The 17,723-nt window shown below is 65.6% G+C and carries 15 protein-coding genes; all 15 read left to right on the forward strand.

The genetic code is table 11. The features are described from left to right. Positions 1-81 precede the first annotated feature (81 nt). The 15 genes from ACFPU0_RS17785 (at position 82) to alaS (ending at position 17,647) form a co-directional block, all read left to right on the forward strand. Positions 82-864: an ABC transporter substrate-binding protein gene (locus tag ACFPU0_RS17785; RefSeq protein ID WP_377694584.1), complete on the forward strand. Its 783-nt coding sequence runs from the start codon at positions 82-84 to the stop codon at positions 862-864. A 107-nt stretch (positions 865-971) separates the two neighbouring features. After that, positions 972-1,661 (forward strand): ABC transporter permease, encoded by a 690-nt coding sequence (locus tag ACFPU0_RS17790; RefSeq protein WP_377694586.1) that lies wholly within the window; start codon positions 972-974, stop codon positions 1,659-1,661. Next, a complete protein-coding gene (locus tag ACFPU0_RS17795; RefSeq protein ID WP_377694587.1) occupies positions 1,658-2,356 on the forward strand; it encodes an ABC transporter permease in 699 nt (232 codons plus the stop codon). Before ACFPU0_RS17790 ends, ACFPU0_RS17795 begins: the two co-directional genes overlap by 4 nt. Positions 2,357-2,360: 4 nt before the next feature. Beyond that, entirely contained in the window at positions 2,361-3,473 is a 1,113-nt protein-coding gene (locus ACFPU0_RS17800) for a succinylglutamate desuccinylase/aspartoacylase family protein (RefSeq protein WP_377694588.1), read from the forward strand. 19 nt (positions 3,474-3,492) lie between these two features. Next, positions 3,493-4,257 (forward strand): arginine/ornithine transport ATP-binding protein AotP, encoded by a 765-nt coding sequence (gene aotP, locus ACFPU0_RS17805; RefSeq protein ID WP_377694589.1) that lies wholly within the window; start codon positions 3,493-3,495, stop codon positions 4,255-4,257. 96 nt (positions 4,258-4,353) lie between these two features. Then, positions 4,354-5,343, forward strand: coding sequence for a transcriptional regulator ArgR (gene argR / locus ACFPU0_RS17810; protein ID WP_377694591.1), 990 nt, complete (start codon positions 4,354-4,356; stop codon positions 5,341-5,343). 582 nt (positions 5,344-5,925) lie between these two features. Then, positions 5,926-7,146 carry an aspartate aminotransferase family protein gene (locus tag ACFPU0_RS17815; protein WP_377694592.1) on the forward strand — a complete coding sequence of 407 codons (1,221 nt, stop codon included), beginning with the start codon at positions 5,926-5,928 and terminating at the stop codon, positions 7,144-7,146. Positions 7,147-7,299: 153 nt separating this feature from the next. Continuing rightward, entirely contained in the window at positions 7,300-8,316 is a 1,017-nt protein-coding gene (gene aruF, locus ACFPU0_RS17820; protein WP_377694593.1) for an arginine/ornithine succinyltransferase subunit alpha, read from the forward strand. Positions 8,317-8,417: 101 nt separating this feature from the next. Beyond that, positions 8,418-9,440 carry an arginine N-succinyltransferase gene (gene astA, locus ACFPU0_RS17825; RefSeq protein ID WP_377694594.1) on the forward strand — a complete coding sequence of 341 codons (1,023 nt, stop codon included), beginning with the start codon at positions 8,418-8,420 and terminating at the stop codon, positions 9,438-9,440. Further along, entirely contained in the window at positions 9,441-10,904 is a 1,464-nt protein-coding gene (astD, locus tag ACFPU0_RS17830) for a succinylglutamate-semialdehyde dehydrogenase (RefSeq protein WP_377694595.1), read from the forward strand. Then, positions 10,901-12,247: an N-succinylarginine dihydrolase gene (gene astB, locus ACFPU0_RS17835; RefSeq protein ID WP_377694596.1), complete on the forward strand. Its 1,347-nt coding sequence runs from the start codon at positions 10,901-10,903 to the stop codon at positions 12,245-12,247. The genes astD and astB overlap by 4 nt, the downstream gene beginning before the upstream one ends. A 10-nt stretch (positions 12,248-12,257) precedes the next feature. Then, positions 12,258-12,545 (forward strand): topoisomerase II, encoded by a 288-nt coding sequence (locus ACFPU0_RS17840; RefSeq protein ID WP_377694597.1) that lies wholly within the window; start codon positions 12,258-12,260, stop codon positions 12,543-12,545. Positions 12,546-12,554: 9 nt separating this feature from the next. Continuing rightward, positions 12,555-13,553 carry a succinylglutamate desuccinylase gene (gene astE / locus ACFPU0_RS17845; protein ID WP_377694598.1) on the forward strand — a complete coding sequence of 333 codons (999 nt, stop codon included), beginning with the start codon at positions 12,555-12,557 and terminating at the stop codon, positions 13,551-13,553. 200 nt (positions 13,554-13,753) lie between these two features. After that, on the forward strand, positions 13,754-14,758 hold the full coding sequence (ltaE, locus tag ACFPU0_RS17850; protein WP_377694599.1) for a low-specificity L-threonine aldolase: 1,005 nt from the start codon (positions 13,754-13,756) through the stop codon (positions 14,756-14,758). A 264-nt stretch (positions 14,759-15,022) separates the two neighbouring features. Then, complete coding sequence (gene alaS, locus ACFPU0_RS17855; RefSeq protein ID WP_377694600.1) at positions 15,023-17,647, forward strand: alanine--tRNA ligase; 2,625 nt, start codon at positions 15,023-15,025, stop codon at positions 17,645-17,647. The last annotated feature ends 76 nt before the right edge of the window (positions 17,648-17,723 follow it).

The following is a 17,723-nucleotide window of genomic DNA, read 5'->3' on the forward strand; positions in this document are numbered from 1 at the left end:
ACTCTTTCTACAATTTCGTGGACCGTCTGGGCGAATCTCACGCTGCCAACAGAAGCCATACCCCTTTGAAGGAGTCATAAGATGAAGAAGATCGCACTTCTCGGCGCCATGGCGCTGTCCCTGTTGTCGCCGCTTGCCGCCATCGCTGACGACGCCAAGCCCCTGCGCATCGGTATCGAAGCGGCTTACCCGCCCTTCGCCTACAAGACTCCGGAAGGCAAGATCACCGGCTTCGACTACGACATCGGCAACGCCCTGTGTGATGAGATGAAGGTGAAGTGCCAGTGGATCGAGCAAGAGTTCGATGGCCTGATCCCGGCCCTCAAGGTGCGCAAGTTCGACGCCGTGCTGTCGTCGATGACCATCACCGAAGAGCGCCTGAAGTCGGTGGACTTCACCAAGAAGTACTACCACACCCCCGCCCGTCTCGCGATGAAGCAAGGCACTGTGATCAATGACCCGCTGACCGATCTCAAGGGCAAGAAGGTCGGCGTGCAGCGCGCTTCCATCTATGATCGCTACGCCACCGATGTCTTCGCGCCGGCCGGTGTCGAAGTGGTGCGCTACAGCTCGCAGAACGAGATCTTCCTGGACATGTCCGCCGGCCGCCTCGACGCCACCCTGGCGGACGTGGTGAACATCGACGACGGCTTCCTCAAGACCGACGCCGGCAAGGGCTTCGCCCTGGTTGGCCCGGACTTCAACGAGAAGAAGTACTTCGGTGAAGGTGCCGGCATTGCCGTGCGCAAGGGCGACAAGGCCCTGGCCGAGAAGATCAACACTGCCATCGCGGCCATCCGCGCCAATGGCAAGTACAAGGAAGTGCAGGACAAGTACTTCAAGTTCGACGTCTACGGCGAGTAATCGCATTTCCCTGAAAGTGGCACAAACTTCAGATAGCGGTTTGTGCCACTTTTTCGTTGTGGCGGTGCCGCCCGGAGTTCTCCGGCGCGCTGCATGAGGAACTGATCATGCTCAACGGCTACGGCTCGACCATTCTCGATGGTGCCTGGCTCACCCTGTTGCTGGCCCTTTCTTCCATATCCCTGGCGGTGATCCTCGGCCTGGTCGGCGCGGCCTTCCGGCTTTCGCCGATCAAGTGGCTGGCCCTGCTGGGCGAAGCCTACGCCACCGTGATCCGCGGCATTCCCGACCTGGTGCTGATCCTGCTGATCTTCTATGGCGGCCAGCAGGTGGTGAACGTCGTCGCGCCCATGGTCGGCTACGAGGACTACATCGATCTGGATCCCTTCTGGTCCGGCGTCTTCACCCTCGGCTTCATCTTCGGCGCCTACCTCTCGGAAACCTTCCGTGGCGCCTTCATGGCGATCCCGAAAGGGCAGGGCGAGGCCGGCCTGGCCTACGGCATGAGCGGAACCAAGGTGTTCTTCCGCATCCTGGTGCCGCAGATGATCCGCCTGGCGATTCCCGGCTTCACCAACAACTGGCTGGTGATGACCAAGGCCACCGCGCTGATCTCGGTGGTCGGCCTGCAGGACATGATGTTCAAGGCCAAGAGCGCAGCGGACGCGACCCGTGAACCCTTCACCTTCTACCTCGCGGTTGCCGCGCTCTACCTGGTGCTGACCAGCGTCTCCCTGCTGGCGCTGCGCTACATGGAGCGACGCTACTCGGTAGGCATCAAGGCGGCTGAACTATGATCTTCGACTACAACGTGATCTGGGAGAGCCTGCCGCTCTATTTCGGCGGCGTGCTGGTGACCCTCAAGCTCCTGGCCATTTCCCTGGCCCTGGGTCTGACCGCAGCCGTACCGCTGGCGCTGATGCGGGTATCCAAGCAGCCCTGGGTGAACCTCCCTGCCTGGCTCTACACCTACGTGATCCGCGGCACGCCGATGCTGGTGCAGCTGTTCCTCATCTATTACGGCCTGGCCCAGTTCGAGGCGGTACGCGCGAGCGCGCTCTGGCCCTACCTGTCCAACGCGACCTTCTGCGCCTGCCTGGCCTTCGCCATCAATACCAGCGCCTACACCGCCGAAATCCTCGCCGGCAGCATCAAGGCCACGCCCCATGGCGAGATCGAGGCAGCCAAGGCCATGGGCATGTCCCGCGCCAAGCTCTACCGCCGCATCCTGCTGCCGTCGGCCCTGCGCCGGGCGCTGCCGCAGTACAGCAACGAAGTCATCATGATGCTGCACACCACCAGCCTGGCGTCCATCGTCACCCTGATCGACATCACCGGCGCCGCGCGTACGGTGAACTCGCAGTACTACCTGCCGTTCGAGGCCTTCATCACGGCCGGCGCGTTCTATCTGTGCCTGACCTTCATCCTGGTGCGCCTGTTCAAGGCCGCCGAGCGTCGCTACCTGGCCTACCTGGCCCCGCGCAAGGCCTGACACCATGCAACGTATCGACCATGAACTGCCCTGGGGTTGCCCGGGGACCCGCCGCCAGCTGACGGTCTTCCGTTTCGGCGGCGGCGCGCGCAAGGCCTATATCCAGGCCTCCCTGCACGCCGACGAGCTGCCCGGCATGCGCGTGGCGGTGGAGCTCAAGCACCGCCTGCGCGAGCTGGAGGAGCAAGGTCGCCTGAATGCGGTGATCGAACTGGTGCCGGTGGCCAACCCCATCGGTCTCGGCCAACTGGTCCAGGCCGTCCAGCTGGGCCGCTTCGAGTTGGGCAGCGGGAAGAATTTCAACCGTGATTTCGCCGACCTGGCCGGCCTGGTGGCGGATCGCCTGGAAGGGCGCCTGGGTACCGATGCCGAGGCCAACGTGACGCTGATCCGCCGGGCCATGGGCGAGGCCCTGGCCCAGTTGCCGCCGGCCGGTTCCGAGCTGGCCGGCCTGCAGCGCCTGCTGCTGCAGCATGCCTGCGACGCCGACCTGGTGCTCGACCTGCATTGCGACTTCGAGGCGGCGGTGCACCTCTATTGCCTGCCGCAGCACTGGGGAGCGCTGCGTCCGCTGGCTGCGCGCCTGGAGGCGGGTGCGGTGCTGACCGCCGAAGATTCCGGCGGCAGCTCCTTCGACGAATCCTGCTCGCTGCCCTGGCCGCGCCTGGCCCGGCGATTCCCCGCGGCATCGATTCCCCTGGCCTGCATGGCGACCACCGTCGAACTGGGGAGCATGGCCGATACCGACAAGCCGCTGGCCGAGGCGCGTGCCGAAGCCATCCTGGCCTTCCTGGCCGACCAGGGCCTGATCAGCGGTGAGTGGCCGGCTGCACCGCAGGCCTGCTGTGACGCCACGCCCTTCGAGGGCGCCGAATACCTCTATGCGCCCCATGCCGGCGTGGTGAGCTTCCTGCAGCCCGCGGGGGCCATGGTGAAGGCGGGCGATCCGCTGTTCGAGGTGATCGATCCGCTGGAGGACCGCCATGCCGTGGTGTGCGCTTCGGTGGACGGCGTGCTGTTCGCCCGCGAGCGAGTGCGCTTCGCACAACCTGGACTGTGGCTGGCCAAGGTGGCCGGCCGTGAACCCATTCGTCAGGGACGCCTGCTGAGCGACTGAGCCAAACGAGACCGAGACCATGTACAAACTGGAAGTCCAAGATCTGCACAAGCGCTACGGCAGCCACGAAGTGCTCAAGGGCGTGTCCCTGGCGGCCAAGGCCGGCGACGTCATCAGCATCATCGGCTCGAGCGGCTCGGGCAAGAGTACCTTCCTGCGCTGCATCAACATGCTGGAGCAGCCCCACGGCGGCAAGATCCTGCTCAATGGCGAGGAGCTCAGGCTGGTGGCCAACAAGGACGGCGGCCTCAAGGCGGCCGACCCCAGGCAGCTGCAGCGCATGCGCTCGCGCCTGGCCATGGTGTTCCAGCACTTCAACCTCTGGTCGCACATGAGCGCCCTGGAGAACGTGATCGAAGCGCCGGTGCATGTCCTCGGCGTACCGAAGAAGGAAGCCATCGAAAAGGCCGAGCACTACCTGGCCAAGGTGGGTGTGGCCCATCGCAAGGACGCCTACCCGGCGCACATGTCCGGTGGCGAGCAGCAGCGTGTGGCGATCGCCCGCGCGCTGGCCATGGAGCCGGAGGTGATGCTGTTCGACGAGCCCACCTCGGCGCTGGACCCCGAGCTGGTGGGCGAGGTGCTCAAGGTCATGCAGGACCTGGCCGTGGAAGGCCGCACCATGGTGGTGGTCACCCATGAGATGGGCTTCGCCCGCGAGGTGTCCAACCAGCTGGTGTTCCTCCACAAGGGCCTGGTGGAGGAGCGCGGTTGCCCGAAGGAAGTGCTGGCCAATCCGCAATCCGATCGCCTCAAGCAGTTCCTTTCCGGCAGCCTGAAGTGATCTCCGACGCGGCGGCCCCAGGGCCGCCGCACCGCATCCGAAGCCCGTATACGCCTTGTTCCTTCCCATTTGCCGGGGTCTGCTAAGCTGCCTGCCATGACTGCCCATCGAATCGCCTTTCTCCTCTGGCCCGGAACCAAGGCACTGACCCTGGCGCTGGCCGAGGAAGCCCTGCGTGTCGCTCAGCGACTGCATCCGGAAGTGGTTTACGAGATGTCTTTCCTGCAGGCCGAACCGGCCGCCGAGGGCGCCTGGCGCCTGCCCGGCGAGGCCTGGACCGGCAAGCTGGAGGGCCAGCAACGCCTGTTCCTGGTGGCCGACGAGCCGCCGGCGCAGATGTCCCCGGCACTGTCGGCGGCCATCAAGCAGCTGGTGCGCGCCGGTTGCGTGGTCGGCGGCCTTTCCGCCGGCGTCTATCCGCTGGCTCAACTAGGGCTGCTGGATGGTTATCGCGCCGCCGTGCACTGGCGTTGGCAGGACGATTTCGCCGAGCGCTTCCCCAAGGTGATCGCCACCAGCCACCTGTTTGACTGGGATCGCGATCGCCTCACCGCCTGCGGTGGCCTGGCGGTACTCGACCTCCTGCTGGCGCTGCTGGCCCGTGACCACGGCGCCGAGTTGGCCGGCGCGGTGTCCGAGGAACTGGTGGTGGAGCGTATCCGCGAAGGCGGCGAGCGCCAGCGCATCCCGCTGCAGAACCGCCTCGGCTCCAGCCACCCGAAGCTGACCCAGGCCGTGCTGCTGATGGAGGCCAATATCGAGGAGCCGCTGACTACCGACGAGATCGCCCAGCATGTCTGCGTGTCCCGTCGCCAGCTGGAGCGGATCTTCAAGCAATACCTCAACCGCGTGCCCAGCCAGTACTACCTGGAGCTGCGCCTGAACAAGGCCCGGCAGATGCTGATGCAGACCAGCAAGTCGATCATCCAGATCGGCCTGTCCTGCGGCTTCTCCTCCGGCCCGCACTTCTCCAGCGCCTACCGCAACTTCTTCGGCGTCACCCCCCGCGAAGACCGCAACCAGCGCCGCGGCGCCAGCCCCTTCGAGGCCCAGCCGCAGCCGGTGGCGGTGGCCGAGCGGGGCTGATCCCTCTCTCTGTGCCCCTGCTTCATTCTCTTGTAGGGGCGAATTCATTCGCCAAGGGCAGCAACGCTGCCCCCTTGCGGTCCGGTAGGGCAGGCCTGCGGCCTGCTTGGCGAATGAATTCGCCCCTACGGTCGGTTCCTCTATTCCTTTCCTCGATACCCACCAGTCACCCCGTGGAGTCAGTACCCCGGATGAAATCCGGGAAAAATCCCACCGCCTGTGCCCCTGCTTCATTCTCTTGTAGGGGCGAATTCATTCGCCAAGGGCAGCAACGCTGCCCCCTTGCAGTCCGGTAGGGCAGGCCTGCGGCCTGCTTGGCGAATGAATTCGCCCCTACAGTCGGTTCGCCTTTCCTCTACTCGAATACCCACCGGTCACCCCGTGGAGAAAATTTCCCGTCTGGTGCGTAGCAGCGGCGATCAGCGTTTAAACTGCGCCTTCCCGACGCTTTCTGTCGCATTTCCATAAGCGCCGGTTTTCGTGGGGTTGGCGCTGTAAGAAGTTGTCGCATGGCGGCAATGCCAACCCAGAATCAGTCCCTACAATCCTTTCATCACTAGCCGTACATGGCAGGAGAAACTGATGTCCGTTGAGCATGCGCAGGTCGAGCGCGCCGATTTCGACAAGGTGATGGTTCCCAACTATGCCCCCGCCGCTTTCATCCCGGTGCGTGGCCAGGGTTCCCGAGTCTGGGACCAGTCCGGTCGCGAGCTGATCGATTTCGCCGGTGGCATCGCTGTGAACTCCCTGGGCCATGCGCACCCGGCACTGGTCAAGGCGCTCACCGAGCAGGCCAACAAGATCTGGCACGTGTCCAACGTCTTCACCAACGAGCCGGCCCTGCGCCTGGCGAAGAAGCTGGTGGACGCCACCTTCGCCGAGCGCGTGTTCCTCGCCAACTCCGGCGCCGAGGCCAACGAGGCGGCTTTCAAGCTCGCCCGCCGTTATGCCCATGACGTCTACGGCCCGCAGAAGTACGAGATCATCTCGGCAACCAACAGCTTCCATGGCCGCACCCTGTTCACCGTGACCGTTGGCGGCCAGCCCAAGTACTCCGACGGCTTCGGTCCGAAGATGGAAGGCATCACCCATGTGCCCTTCAACGACCTCGACGCCCTGAAGGCGGCCATCTCCGACAAGACCTGCGCCGTGGTCCTTGAACCCGTGCAGGGCGAGGGCGGCGTGCTGCCGGCCGACAAGGCCTACCTGGAAGGCGCCCGCAAGCTGTGCGACGAGCACAACGCGCTGCTGGTGTTCGACGAAGTGCAGAGCGGCATGGGCCGTAGCGGCCATCTGTTCGCCTACGAGCACTACGGCGTGACCCCGGACATCCTCTCCAGCGCCAAGAGCCTGGGTGGCGGTTTCCCCATCGGCGCCATGCTGACCACCAGCGAGATCGCCAAGCATCTTTCGGTGGGCACCCACGGCACCACCTACGGCGGCAACCCCCTGGCCAGCGCCGTGGCTGAAGCGGTGCTGGACGTGATCAACACGCCGGAAGTGCTCAGCGGCATCAATGCCAAGCATGACCGTTTCAAGACCCGCCTCGAAGCGATCGGCGCCAAATACGGCATCTTCACCGAAGTTCGTGGTCTCGGCCTGCTGATCGGCGCCGTCCTCTCCGATGCCTGGAAAGGCAAGGCAAAAGACGTGCTGAACGCTGCGGAGAAGGAAGCCGTGATGGTCCTGCAGGCCAGCCCGGACGTGGTGCGCTTCGCGCCCAGCCTGGTGATCCCGGATGCCGACATCGACGAAGGCCTGGACCGTTTCGAGCGGGCCGTCGCCAAGCTGACCCAGGCGTAAGCCACAGCGATACGCAGCGCAGGGATGCGCTGCGCGTATACCCCAGGGATGAAACGGATTCATGCGTGAGCCCGGGCCATAGGGGCCCGGCTTTTCTCCGGATGGAACCACTGGTTCGTCCGGAGTCTTTAACAAGAAAAGGAGTGACCCCCCATGCTGGTGATGCGCCCCGCGCAAATGGCCGATCTCGCTGAAGTCCAGCGTCTGGCTGCGGATAGCCCCGTGGGTGTCACTTCGTTGCCGGACGACGCCCAGGTCCTGGGCGAGAAGATCGCCGCCTCCGAGGCGTCCTTCTCCGCCGAAGTGAGCTTCAATGGCGAGGAGAGCTACTTCTTCGTCCTCGAAGACAGCAGGACCGGCCGCCTTGCCGGCTGTTCGGCGATAGTCGCCTCCGCCGGCTTCTCCGAACCCTTCTACAGCTTCCGCAACGAAACCTTCGTGCACGCTTCCCGGGAGCTGAAGATCCACAACAAGATCCATGTCCTGTCGCTCTGCCACGACCTCACCGGCAATAGCCTGCTCACCAGCTTCTACGTCGAGCGCGACCTGGTGAACACGCCCATCGCCGAGCTCAACTCCCGTGGTCGCCTGCTGTTCATGGCCAGCAACCCGGAGCGCTTCGCCGACGCCGTGGTGGTGGAGATAGTCGGGTACAGCGACGAGCAGGGCGAGTCGCCGTTCTGGGACGCCGTGGGGCGCAACTTCTTCGACCTCAACTACACCGAGGCGGAGCGCCTGTCGGGCCTCAAGAGCCGCACCTTCCTCGCCGAGCTGATGCCGCACTACCCGATCTACGTGCCGCTGCTGCCCGACGAGGCCCAGGAAGCCATGGGCCAGGTGCACCCGCGGGCGCAGATCACCTTCGACATCCTGATGCGCGAAGGCTTCGAGACCGACAACTACATCGACATCTTCGACGGTGGCCCGACCCTGCACGCCCGTACCTCGAGCATCCGCTCCATCGCGCAGAGCCGTGTCGTGCCGGTGAAGCTGGGCGAGCCGGGCAAGGGAGGCCGCCAGTACCTGGTGTGCAACGGCCAGTTGCAGGATTTCCGCGCCATAGTCGCTGATCTCGACTGGGTGCCCGGCAAGCCCGTGGCGCTGAGCGAGGAGGCCGCCGATGCCCTGGGCGTCGGTGATGGGGCCAGTGTGAGATTGGTAGCTATCTAACGAGCTGGAAGCCGGAAGCTCGAAGCTGGAAGCCGGGCTTCCGTTTTGTGCAATCCACTTTCAGCTATCAGCTTCAAGCTTCCAGCTTTAATGGAGTGACTATGATCGTTCGTCCTGTACGCAGCGCCGATTTACCGGCCCTGATCGACCTGGCGCGCAGCACCGGCGCAGGCCTGACCACGCTGCCGGCCAATGAGGAGCGCCTGGCGCATCGCGTCGGCTGGGCGGAGAAGGCATTCCGTGGCGAGGCCGAGCGCGCCGACGCGGATTACCTGTTCGTCCTCGAGGACGACGATGGCACCGTCATCGGCATATCCGCCGTGGCCGGCGCCGTGGGCCTGCGCGAGCCCTGGTACAACTACCGGGTCGGGCTGACCGTCAGCGCCTCCCAGGAGCTGCATATCCACCGGCAGATTCCCACCCTGTTCCTGGCCAACGACCTGACCGGCAACTCCGAGCTCTGCTCGCTGTTCCTCCATGCCGGCCACCGCAGCGGCCTGAACGGCCGGCTGCTGTCCAAGGCGCGCTTCCTGTTCATCGCCGAGTTCCCGGAACTGTTCGGCGACAAGGTGATCGCCGAGATGCGCGGCATGTCCGATGAGAAGGGCGTTTCTCCCTTCTGGGAAAGCCTCGGCCGGCACTTCTTCAAGATGGAGTTCTCCCGCGCCGATTACCTGACCGGCGTCGGCAACAAGGCCTTCATCGCCGAGCTGATGCCCAAGTTCCCGCTCTATACCTGCTTCCTGTCCGAGGCGGCGCGCAACGTCATCGGCCGCGTGCACAACGACACCGAACCGGCGCTGGCCATGCTCAAGGGCGAGGGTTTCAGCTACCAGGGCTATGTCGATATCTTCGACGCCGGCCCGGCCATCGAGTGCGAGACGGCGAAGATCCGCGCCGTGCGCGACAGCCAGAGCCTGGTACTGGCCGTCGGCACCCCGGGCGACGATGCCACGCCCTTCCTGATCCACAACCGCAAGCGTGAAGACTGCCGCATCACCGCCGCGCCGGCCCGCCTGGCCGCCGGCACCCTGGTGGTGGACGCGCTGACGGCCAAACGCCTGAAACTCTCAGCCGGCGCCTCGGTCCGCGCCGTGCCGCTGTCGGCCAAGGAGTCCGTATAAATGAGTACCCATTTCATCGCTGGTAACTGGCAGGCAGGGCAGGGCGAATCCTTCGATTCTCTGAACCCGGTAACCCAGGCGGTCGTCTGGTCCGGGCGTGGTGCCGATGCTGCCCAGGTTGAAGAAGCCGTGAAGGCGGCCCGTGCCGCGTTCCCGGCCTGGGCTCGCCGCCCGCTGGAAGAGCGCATCGGCATCCTCGAACGCTTCGCCGTGGTCCTGCGCGAGCACGCCGACGAACTGGCCCGTCGCATAGGCGAGGAAACCGGCAAGCCGCTGTGGGAGTCCGCCACCGAGGTGACCAGCATGGTCAACAAGGTCGCCATCTCCATCCAGAGCTACCGCGAGCGCACCGGCGAGAAGAGCGGCCGCCTGGCCGATGCCACCGCCGTGCTGCGTCACAAGCCTCACGGTGTGGTAGCGGTGTTCGGCCCGTACAACTTCCCCGGCCACTTGCCCAATGGCCACATAGTGCCGGCGCTGCTGGCCGGCAATGCGGTGATCTTCAAGCCCAGCGAGCTGACCCCCGGGGTCGCCGAGCTGACGGTCAAGTGCTGGATCGAGGCCGGCTTGCCGGCCGGTGTGCTCAACCTGGTGCAAGGTGCCCGTGAAACCGGCGTCGCCCTGGCCGGCAACCCGGGTATCGACGGCCTGTTCTTCACCGGCTCCAGCCGCACCGGCAACCTGCTGCACCAGCAGTTCGCCGGCCGCCCGGACAAGATCCTGGCGCTGGAGATGGGCGGCAACAACCCGCTGGTGGTGGATCAGGTCCAGGACGTGGACGCCGCCGTCTACACCATCATCCAGTCGGCCTTCATCTCCGCCGGCCAGCGCTGCACCTGCGCGCGCCGCCTGCTGGTACCGCAAGGCGCCTGGGGCGATGCACTGCTGGCGCGCCTGGCGACGGTCGCCGGTTCGATCAAGGTCGGTGCCTTCGATGAGCAACCCGCGCCCTTCATGGGTTCGGTGATCTCCCTGGCCGCTGCCCAGCAGCTGATGCAGGCCCAGGAACAGCTGCTGGCCAAGGGCGCCAAGGCCCTGCTGCAGATGACCCAGCCCCGGTCCGGTGCCGCGCTGCTCACCCCCGGCATCCTCGACGTGACCGCCGTGGCCGAGCGCCCCGACGAAGAATTCTTCGGCCCGCTGCTGCAGGTGATCCGCTACGCCGACTTCGACGCTGCCATCCGTGAGGCCAATGCCACCCAGTACGGCCTGGCCGCCGGCCTGCTGTCGGACTCCGCCGAGCGCTACCAGCAGTTCCTCATCGAGAGCCGCGCCGGCATCGTCAACTGGAACAAGCAACTGACCGGTGCCGCCAGCAGCGCGCCCTTCGGTGGCGTCGGCGCCTCCGGCAACCACCGTGCCAGCGCCTACTACGCCGCTGACTACTGCGCCTATCCGGTGGCCTCGCTGGAAAGCGAAACCCTTGCCCTGCCTGCAACCCTTACCCCAGGAGTCAGCCTGTGAACGCCTATGAAGTGAACTTCGACGGACTGGTCGGCCCGACCCACAATTACGGTGGCCTGTCCTACGGTAACGTCGCCTCGCAGAGCAACAGCCAGGCGGTCTCCAACCCGAAGGAAGCCGCACTGCAGGGCCTGGGCAAGATGAAGGCGCTGATGGAGATGGGCTTCAAGCAGGGTGTGTTCGCCCCGCAGGAACGCCAGGACGTCGCCGCCCTGCGCAGCCTGGGCTTTTCCGGCACTGACGCCGAAGTGATCGCCCAGGCCGCCAGGGAAGCCATGCCGTTGCTGGCCGCCTGCAGCTCCGCTTCCAGCATGTGGACCGCCAACTCCTGCACCGTCAGCCCTAGCGCCGACACGGCCGATGGCCGCGTGCACTTCACCGCCGCCAACCTGAACTGCAAGTTCCACCGTTCCATCGAGCACCCGACCACCAGCCGCGTGCTGGGCGCCATGTTCGCCAACGACAGGTTCTTCGCCCACCACGCCGCGCTGCCGGCCGTGGGCCAGTTCGGCGATGAGGGCGCGGCCAACCACACCCGCTTCTGCAAGGGCTACGGCGAGGCCGGCGTGGAGTTCTTCGTGTTCGGCCGCAGCGCTTTCGACAGCCGCTTCCCGGCGCCCCAGCGCTACCCGGCGCGGCAGACCCTGGAAGCCTGTCAGGCGGTGGCCCGCCTGCACGGTCTGGGCGCGGAGGGCGTGGTCTACGCTCAACAGAACCCGGCGGTGATCGACCAGGGTGTGTTCCACAACGACGTGATTTCGGTGGGCAACGGCGAGGTGCTGTTCTACCACGAGGATGCCTTCCTCGAGACCGACAAGGTGCTGGCGGAGCTGGATACCAAGCTGGGCAAGCGCGGCGGCAACTTCAAGGTGGTACGCGTACCGCGCAGCGCGGTGAGCGTGGAGGACGCGGTGCGTTCCTACCTGTTCAACAGCCAGCTGCTCAGCCGCGACGACGGCGGCATGCTGCTGATCGTGCCGGAAGAGTGCCGTGGCAACGCCAATGTCTGGAACTACCTGAACGAGCTCACCGCGGGTCAGGGCCCGATCCGCGAGGTGAAGGTCTTCGACCTCAAGCAGAGCATGCAGAACGGCGGTGGTCCGGCCTGCCTGCGTCTGCGCGTGGCGCTGAAGGAAGACGAACTGGCGGCGGTGAACCCGGGTGTGATCATGACCCCGGAACTGCACGCCACCCTCACCGCCTGGGTCGAGAAGCACTACCGCGATCGCCTCAGCGAAAGCGACCTGGCCGACCCGCAATTGCTGGTGGAGTGCCGGACGGCATTGGATGAACTGACGCAGATCCTTAAACTGGGCGCTGTCTATCCCTTCCAGCTCAACTGAGAGACCTGAAATGTCCGATGCCCTGCAACTCATCCTCGAAGATACCGACGGCACCCAGCTCGAAACCTCCTGCACCCGGTTCGCCGTCGTCTGGCAGGGCAAGGAAGTCTGGATCCAGCAGGCCGGCAACGGCCAGCTCCTGATTGGCGTGGACGTGGAGGAGGGCGACACCGAATACGCCAACCTCCTGCTGCGCCCGCTGGCCACCAACCTGGTCAGCCTGCAGCTGGAAATGGAACCGGCCGACGCTGATGACGACGACCATGTGCATGGTCCCGACTGCGACCACGATCATTGAGGTAACAGGATGCTAGCCCTCGGAAAACTGCTCGAACTGACCCTCGCCGGCCGTGAGCCGACCGAGAAGATCCAGCTGACATCCGGGGGCGTGCGCCTGCACTGGCTGGGCGAGGGGGCGCTGGACGTCACCCCGCCCGTCGCCGGCGACAGCGGGCTCGACCTGCTGCTGTCCGCCGGGGTGCACGGCAACGAGACCGCACCCATCGAACTGCTGGACCGCCTGGTCCAGGCCATCGCCCGCGGCCAGTTGAAACCGCGCGCCAGAATTCTCTTCCTGCTCGGCAACCCGGAAGCCATTCGTCGCGGCGAACGCTTCGTCGAGCAGGACGTCAACCGCCTGTTCAATGGCCGCCACGCCGAATCCAGTGGCTTCGAAGCCATGCGCGCCGGCGAGCTGGAGCGCTACGCCGCGGCCTTCTTCAGCAAGCCCGAGCGCGATCGCCTGCATTACGACCTGCACACCGCCATACGCGGTTCGAAGATCGAGCAATTCGCCCTCTACCCCTACGTCGAAGGGCGCGAGCACTCGCGACTGGAGCTGGCCCGGCTGCGAGAGGCCGGCATCGACGCCGTGCTGCTGCAGAACAAGACCGGCATCACCTTCAGTTCCTACACCTATGCCCAGCTTGGCGCCGAGGCGTTCACCCTGGAACTGGGCAAGGCGCGCCCCTTCGGCAGCAACCAGGAGGTCAACCTCGATCGGCTGGAGGCCCGCCTGCATGCACTGATCGAGGGCTGCGAGCCCCAGACCGATGGCGAGTGCCTGGATGGCCTGCAGCTGTTCTCGGTGTCGCGGGAGATCATCAAGCACAGCGAGTCCTTCCAGCTTCACCTGGCGCCGGATATCGAGAATTTCAGCGAGCTCCCCGTGGGCTACCTGCTGGCCGAGGACATCGCCGGCACCCGCTGGGTGGTGGAAGAGCAGGGCGCGCGCATCATCTTCCCCAACCCCAGGGTGAAGAACGGCCTGCGCGCCGGGATTCTCGTGGTGCCCGCCGAGGTGTAGGGTGGACCACGCTTCACCGGTCCACCAGCGGAGCCTGGCCTGGCGACGGAAGGTGGATAGAAAAGCGCTATCCACCCTGCGCTGGCTCGCGTGTGCCGGTGATTGCCGGTAACAGAACCTCCCTTTCACCCTTTCTGCACCTGTACCCGCAGGGCGGCGAGCCTTAGGATCGGGCTCTTCGCCCATCCAAGGAGCCCGGCATGAGCCTGATCGACCTGCGCAGCGACACCGTCACCCAACCCACCCCTGGCATGCGCGAGGCGATGCAGCGCGCCGAGCTGGGCGACGACGTCTACGGCGAAGACCCCACGGTCAACCGCCTGGAAGCCAGCCTCGCCGAGCGCCTGGGCTTCGAGGCCGCGCTCTTCGTTCCCACCGGCACCATGAGCAACCTGCTGGGACTGATGGCCCACTGCGAACGTGGTGACGAGTACATAGTCGGCCAGCAGGCCCATACCTATAAATATGAAGGCGGCGGCGCCGCGGTACTGGGCTCCATCCAGCCCCAGCCCATCGACGGCGAGGTCGATGGCAGCCTGGACCTGGCCAAAGTGGAGGCCGCCATCAAGCAGGACGACTTCCACTTCGCCCGCACCCGCCTGCTGGCCCTGGAAAACACCATGCAGGGCAAGGTGCTGCCCCTGGACTACCTGGCGGCGGCCCGCGAGCTGACGCGTCGTCGCGGTCTTGGCCTGCATCTGGACGGCGCCCGCCTGTACAACGCGGCGGTGAAGCTGGGCGTGGACGCCCGCGAGATCACCCGCCACTTCGACTCGGTTTCCGTGTGCCTGTCCAAGGGCCTCGGCGCACCTGTGGGTTCAGTGCTCTGCGGCAGCGCGGCGCTGATCGCCCGGGCCCGGCGGCTGCGCAAGATGGTCGGCGGTGGCATGCGCCAGGCCGGCCTGCTGGCAGCTGCGGGTCTCTATGCGCTGGACCATCAGGTCGAGCGGCTGGCGGACGACCACGCCAATGCCGAGCGCCTGGGCGCCGGGTTGCGGGAACTGGGCTACGTCATCGAGCCGGTGCAGACCAATATGGTCTATGTGCAAATCGGCGAGCGCGCCCGGGCACTGGGCGACTTTCTGGCCCTGCGCGGCATCCGTGTGAGTCCGGCGGCGCGTCTGCGCCTGGTCACCCACCTGGATGTACAGGCCGCAGACATTCCTCGGGTGGTCGAGGCTTTCGCCGCTTTCCGGCAGGTCTGAGGCGTCGGCGCACACAAATAGGCGCCTTCTATCGCACAAAGGCACTATCCCGTTGGCGCAGGGCCGATATAATGCGGCCCTTTGCCGGTGATTCGTATGCCTCTCGCCTGAGGGCTGCGAATTTCGCGCGCAATGTCGGAAACAGGCAGGAAGTGTCGGAATTCTCCGGAAAGCCTGCTGCCTTCTTGCCAATTTCCGCTTGCCGTCCTTCGCCGATAACGATTTGCACCCGCCTTCGTGGCCGCAGTTTCCGTGGAAGAACCTATGAAAAGCGCAGAAATCCGTGAAGCCTTCCTCAGCTTCTTCGAAGAGAAGGGGCATACCCGTGTCGCTTCCAGCTCCCTGATTCCGGGCAATGACCCGACCCTGCTGTTCACCAACGCGGGGATGAACCAGTTCAAGGACTGCTTCCTTGGCCTGGAAAAGCGCGCCTACACCCGCGCCACCACCAGCCAGAAATGCGTGCGCGCCGGCGGCAAGCACAACGACCTGGAAAACGTGGGCTATACCGCGCGCCACCACACCTTCTTCGAAATGCTGGGCAACTTCAGCTTCGGCGACTACTTCAAGCGCGACGCCATCCACTACGCCTGGGAATTTCTCACCGGCGACAAGTGGCTGAAACTGCCGAAGGAAAAGCTCTGGGTCACCGTCTACGCCAGCGATGACGAAGCCTATGACATCTGGACCAAGGAAGTCGGGATTCCCCACGAGCGCATGGTGCGCATCGGCGACAACAAGGGCGCGCCCTACGCCTCCGACAACTTCTGGGCGATGGGCGATACCGGCCCCTGCGGCCCTTGCACCGAGATCTTCTTCGACCACGGCCCGGAAATCTGGGGCGGCCCGCCCGGTTCCCCGGAAGAGGACGGCGACCGCTACATCGAGATCTGGAACAACGTGTTCATGCAGTTCAACCGTACCGCCGACGGTGTGATGCATCCGCTGCCGGCGCCGAGCGTGGACACCGGCATGGGCCTGGAACGCATCAGCGCCGTGCTGCAGCACGTGCACTCGAACTACGAGATCGACCTGTTCCAGAGCCTGCTGAAAGCCTCCGCCGAAGCCATCGGCTGCGCCAACGACGACGCGCCTTCGCTGAAGGTGGTGGCCGACCACATCCGTTCCTGCAGCTTCCTGATCGCCGACGGCGTGCTGCCGTCCAACGAAGGCCGTGGCTACGTGCTGCGCCGCATCATCCGTCGCGCCTGCCGCCACGGTAACAAGCTCGGCGCCAAGGGCAGCTTCTTCCACAAGATCGTCGCCGCCCTGGTGGCCGAGATGGGTGAAGCCTTCCCCGAGCTCAAGCAGCAGCAGGCGCATATCGAGCGCGTGCTGAAGACCGAGGAAGAGCAGTTCGCCAAGACCCTGGAGCAGGGCCTGAAGATCCTCGAGCAGGACCTGGTGGGCCTGAAGGGCAAGATGATTCCCGGCGAAACCCTGTTCAAGCTCTACGACACCTACGGTTTCCCGGTCGACCTGACCGGCGACATCGCCCGCGAGCGCGGCCTGACCATCGACGAAGCCGGTTTCGAGCGCGAGATGGAAGGCCAGCGTGAGCGCGCCCGCGCCTCCAGTGCCTTCGGCATGGACTACAACGCGCTGGTCAAGGTGGATGCCGATACCGACTTCACCGGCTACGTCTGCACCTCCGGCGAAGGCAAGGTGATCGCCCTGTTCAAGGACGGCCAGGCCGTCGAGCAACTGGGCGAAGGCGAGGAGGGCGTTCTGGTCCTCGATCGCACTCCCTTCTACGCCGAGTCCGGCGGCCAGATCGGCGACTGCGGTTTCATCAAGGCCCAGGGCCTGCGTTTCGACGTGCGTGACACCACCAAGGCCGGTGGCGCCTTCCTGCACCACGGTGTGGTCGACCATGGCGCCCTGCGCATCGGCTCCGGCGTCACCGCCCAGGTCGATGCCACGGTGCGCCAGGCCACCGCCCTGAACCACTCGGCCACCCACCTGCTGCACGCCGCGCTGCGCCAGGTACTGGGCGACCACGTACAACAGAAAGGCTCCCTGGTGGACAGCCAGCGCCTGCGCTTCGACTTCAGCCATTTCGAGGCCATCAAGCCCGAACAGCTGAAGGCCCTGGAAGACATCGTCAACGCCGAGATCCGCAAGAACAGCGAGGTCGAGACCGAAGAGACCGACATCGACACCGCCAAGGCCAAGGGGGCCACGGCGCTGTTCGGCGAGAAGTACGGCGAGCAGGTGCGCGTGCTGACCATGGGTGGCGGCTTCTCCGTCGAGCTCTGCGGCGGCACCCACGTTTCCCGCACCGGCGATATCGGCCTGTTCAAGATCGTCAGCGAGGGCGGCGTGGCTGCCGGCGTGCGTCGTATCGAGGCGGTGACCGGCGCGGCCGCGCTGGCCTACCTGAACGGCGCCGAGGAACAACTCAAGGAAGCCGCGGGCCTGGTCAAGGGCAGCCGTGACAACCTGCTGGACAAGCTTTCCGCCCTGCTGGAGCGCAACCGCCAGCTGGAGAAGGAGCTGGAGCAGCTCAAGGCCAAGGCAGCCAGCGCCGCGGGCGACGATCTGGCCGCTTCCGCCATCGAGGTGAAAGGTGTGAAGGTCCTGGCCGCGCGCCTGGACGGGCTGGATGGCGACGCGCTGCTGGCGCTGGTCGACCAACTGAAGAACAAGCTCGGCCGGGCGGTGATCCTGCTCGGCGGTGCGCTGGAGGGCAAGGTGACACTGGTCGCCGGTGTCACCCAGGACCTGACCGGCCAACTCAAGGCCGGCGATCTGATGAAGCAGGCCGCGGCGGCGGTCGGTGGCAAGGGCGGTGGCCGTCCTGACATGGCGCGTGGCGGCGGTACCGACGCCTCCGCCCTGGAGCAGGCCCTGGCCCTGGCCGCACCGTTCGTCGAGCAGGGTCTCTGAGACCCTCCGCCAGTGGCCCGCCCCACGCCCGGCGGGCCTTGGCAGTGCACTGCGTTGATTGTTTAATGGGCGCCCT

Source organism: Pseudomonas sp. GCM10022186 (assembly GCF_042656385.1).
Classification (GTDB): Bacteria; Pseudomonadota; Gammaproteobacteria; order Pseudomonadales; family Pseudomonadaceae; genus Metapseudomonas.

Coding starts and splice junctions, on each gene's coding strand:
- ACFPU0_RS17785 (WP_377694584.1), top strand. CDS start 82: ATGAAGAAGATCGCACTTCTCGGCGCCATGGCGCTGTCCCTGTTGTCG.
- ACFPU0_RS17790 (WP_377694586.1), top strand. CDS start 972: ATGCTCAACGGCTACGGCTCGACCATTCTCGATGGTGCCTGGCTCACC.
- ACFPU0_RS17795 (WP_377694587.1), top strand. CDS start 1,658: ATGATCTTCGACTACAACGTGATCTGGGAGAGCCTGCCGCTCTATTTC.
- ACFPU0_RS17800 (WP_377694588.1), top strand. CDS start 2,361: ATGCAACGTATCGACCATGAACTGCCCTGGGGTTGCCCGGGGACCCGC.
- aotP (WP_377694589.1), top strand. CDS start 3,493: ATGTACAAACTGGAAGTCCAAGATCTGCACAAGCGCTACGGCAGCCAC.
- argR (WP_377694591.1), top strand. CDS start 4,354: ATGACTGCCCATCGAATCGCCTTTCTCCTCTGGCCCGGAACCAAGGCA.
- ACFPU0_RS17815 (WP_377694592.1), top strand. CDS start 5,926: ATGTCCGTTGAGCATGCGCAGGTCGAGCGCGCCGATTTCGACAAGGTG.
- aruF (WP_377694593.1), top strand. CDS start 7,300: ATGCTGGTGATGCGCCCCGCGCAAATGGCCGATCTCGCTGAAGTCCAG.
- astA (WP_377694594.1), top strand. CDS start 8,418: ATGATCGTTCGTCCTGTACGCAGCGCCGATTTACCGGCCCTGATCGAC.
- astD (WP_377694595.1), top strand. CDS start 9,441: ATGAGTACCCATTTCATCGCTGGTAACTGGCAGGCAGGGCAGGGCGAA.
- ACFPU0_RS17840 (WP_377694597.1), top strand. CDS start 12,258: ATGTCCGATGCCCTGCAACTCATCCTCGAAGATACCGACGGCACCCAG.
- astE (WP_377694598.1), top strand. CDS start 12,555: ATGCTAGCCCTCGGAAAACTGCTCGAACTGACCCTCGCCGGCCGTGAG.
- ltaE (WP_377694599.1), top strand. CDS start 13,754: ATGAGCCTGATCGACCTGCGCAGCGACACCGTCACCCAACCCACCCCT.
- alaS (WP_377694600.1), top strand. CDS start 15,023: ATGAAAAGCGCAGAAATCCGTGAAGCCTTCCTCAGCTTCTTCGAAGAG.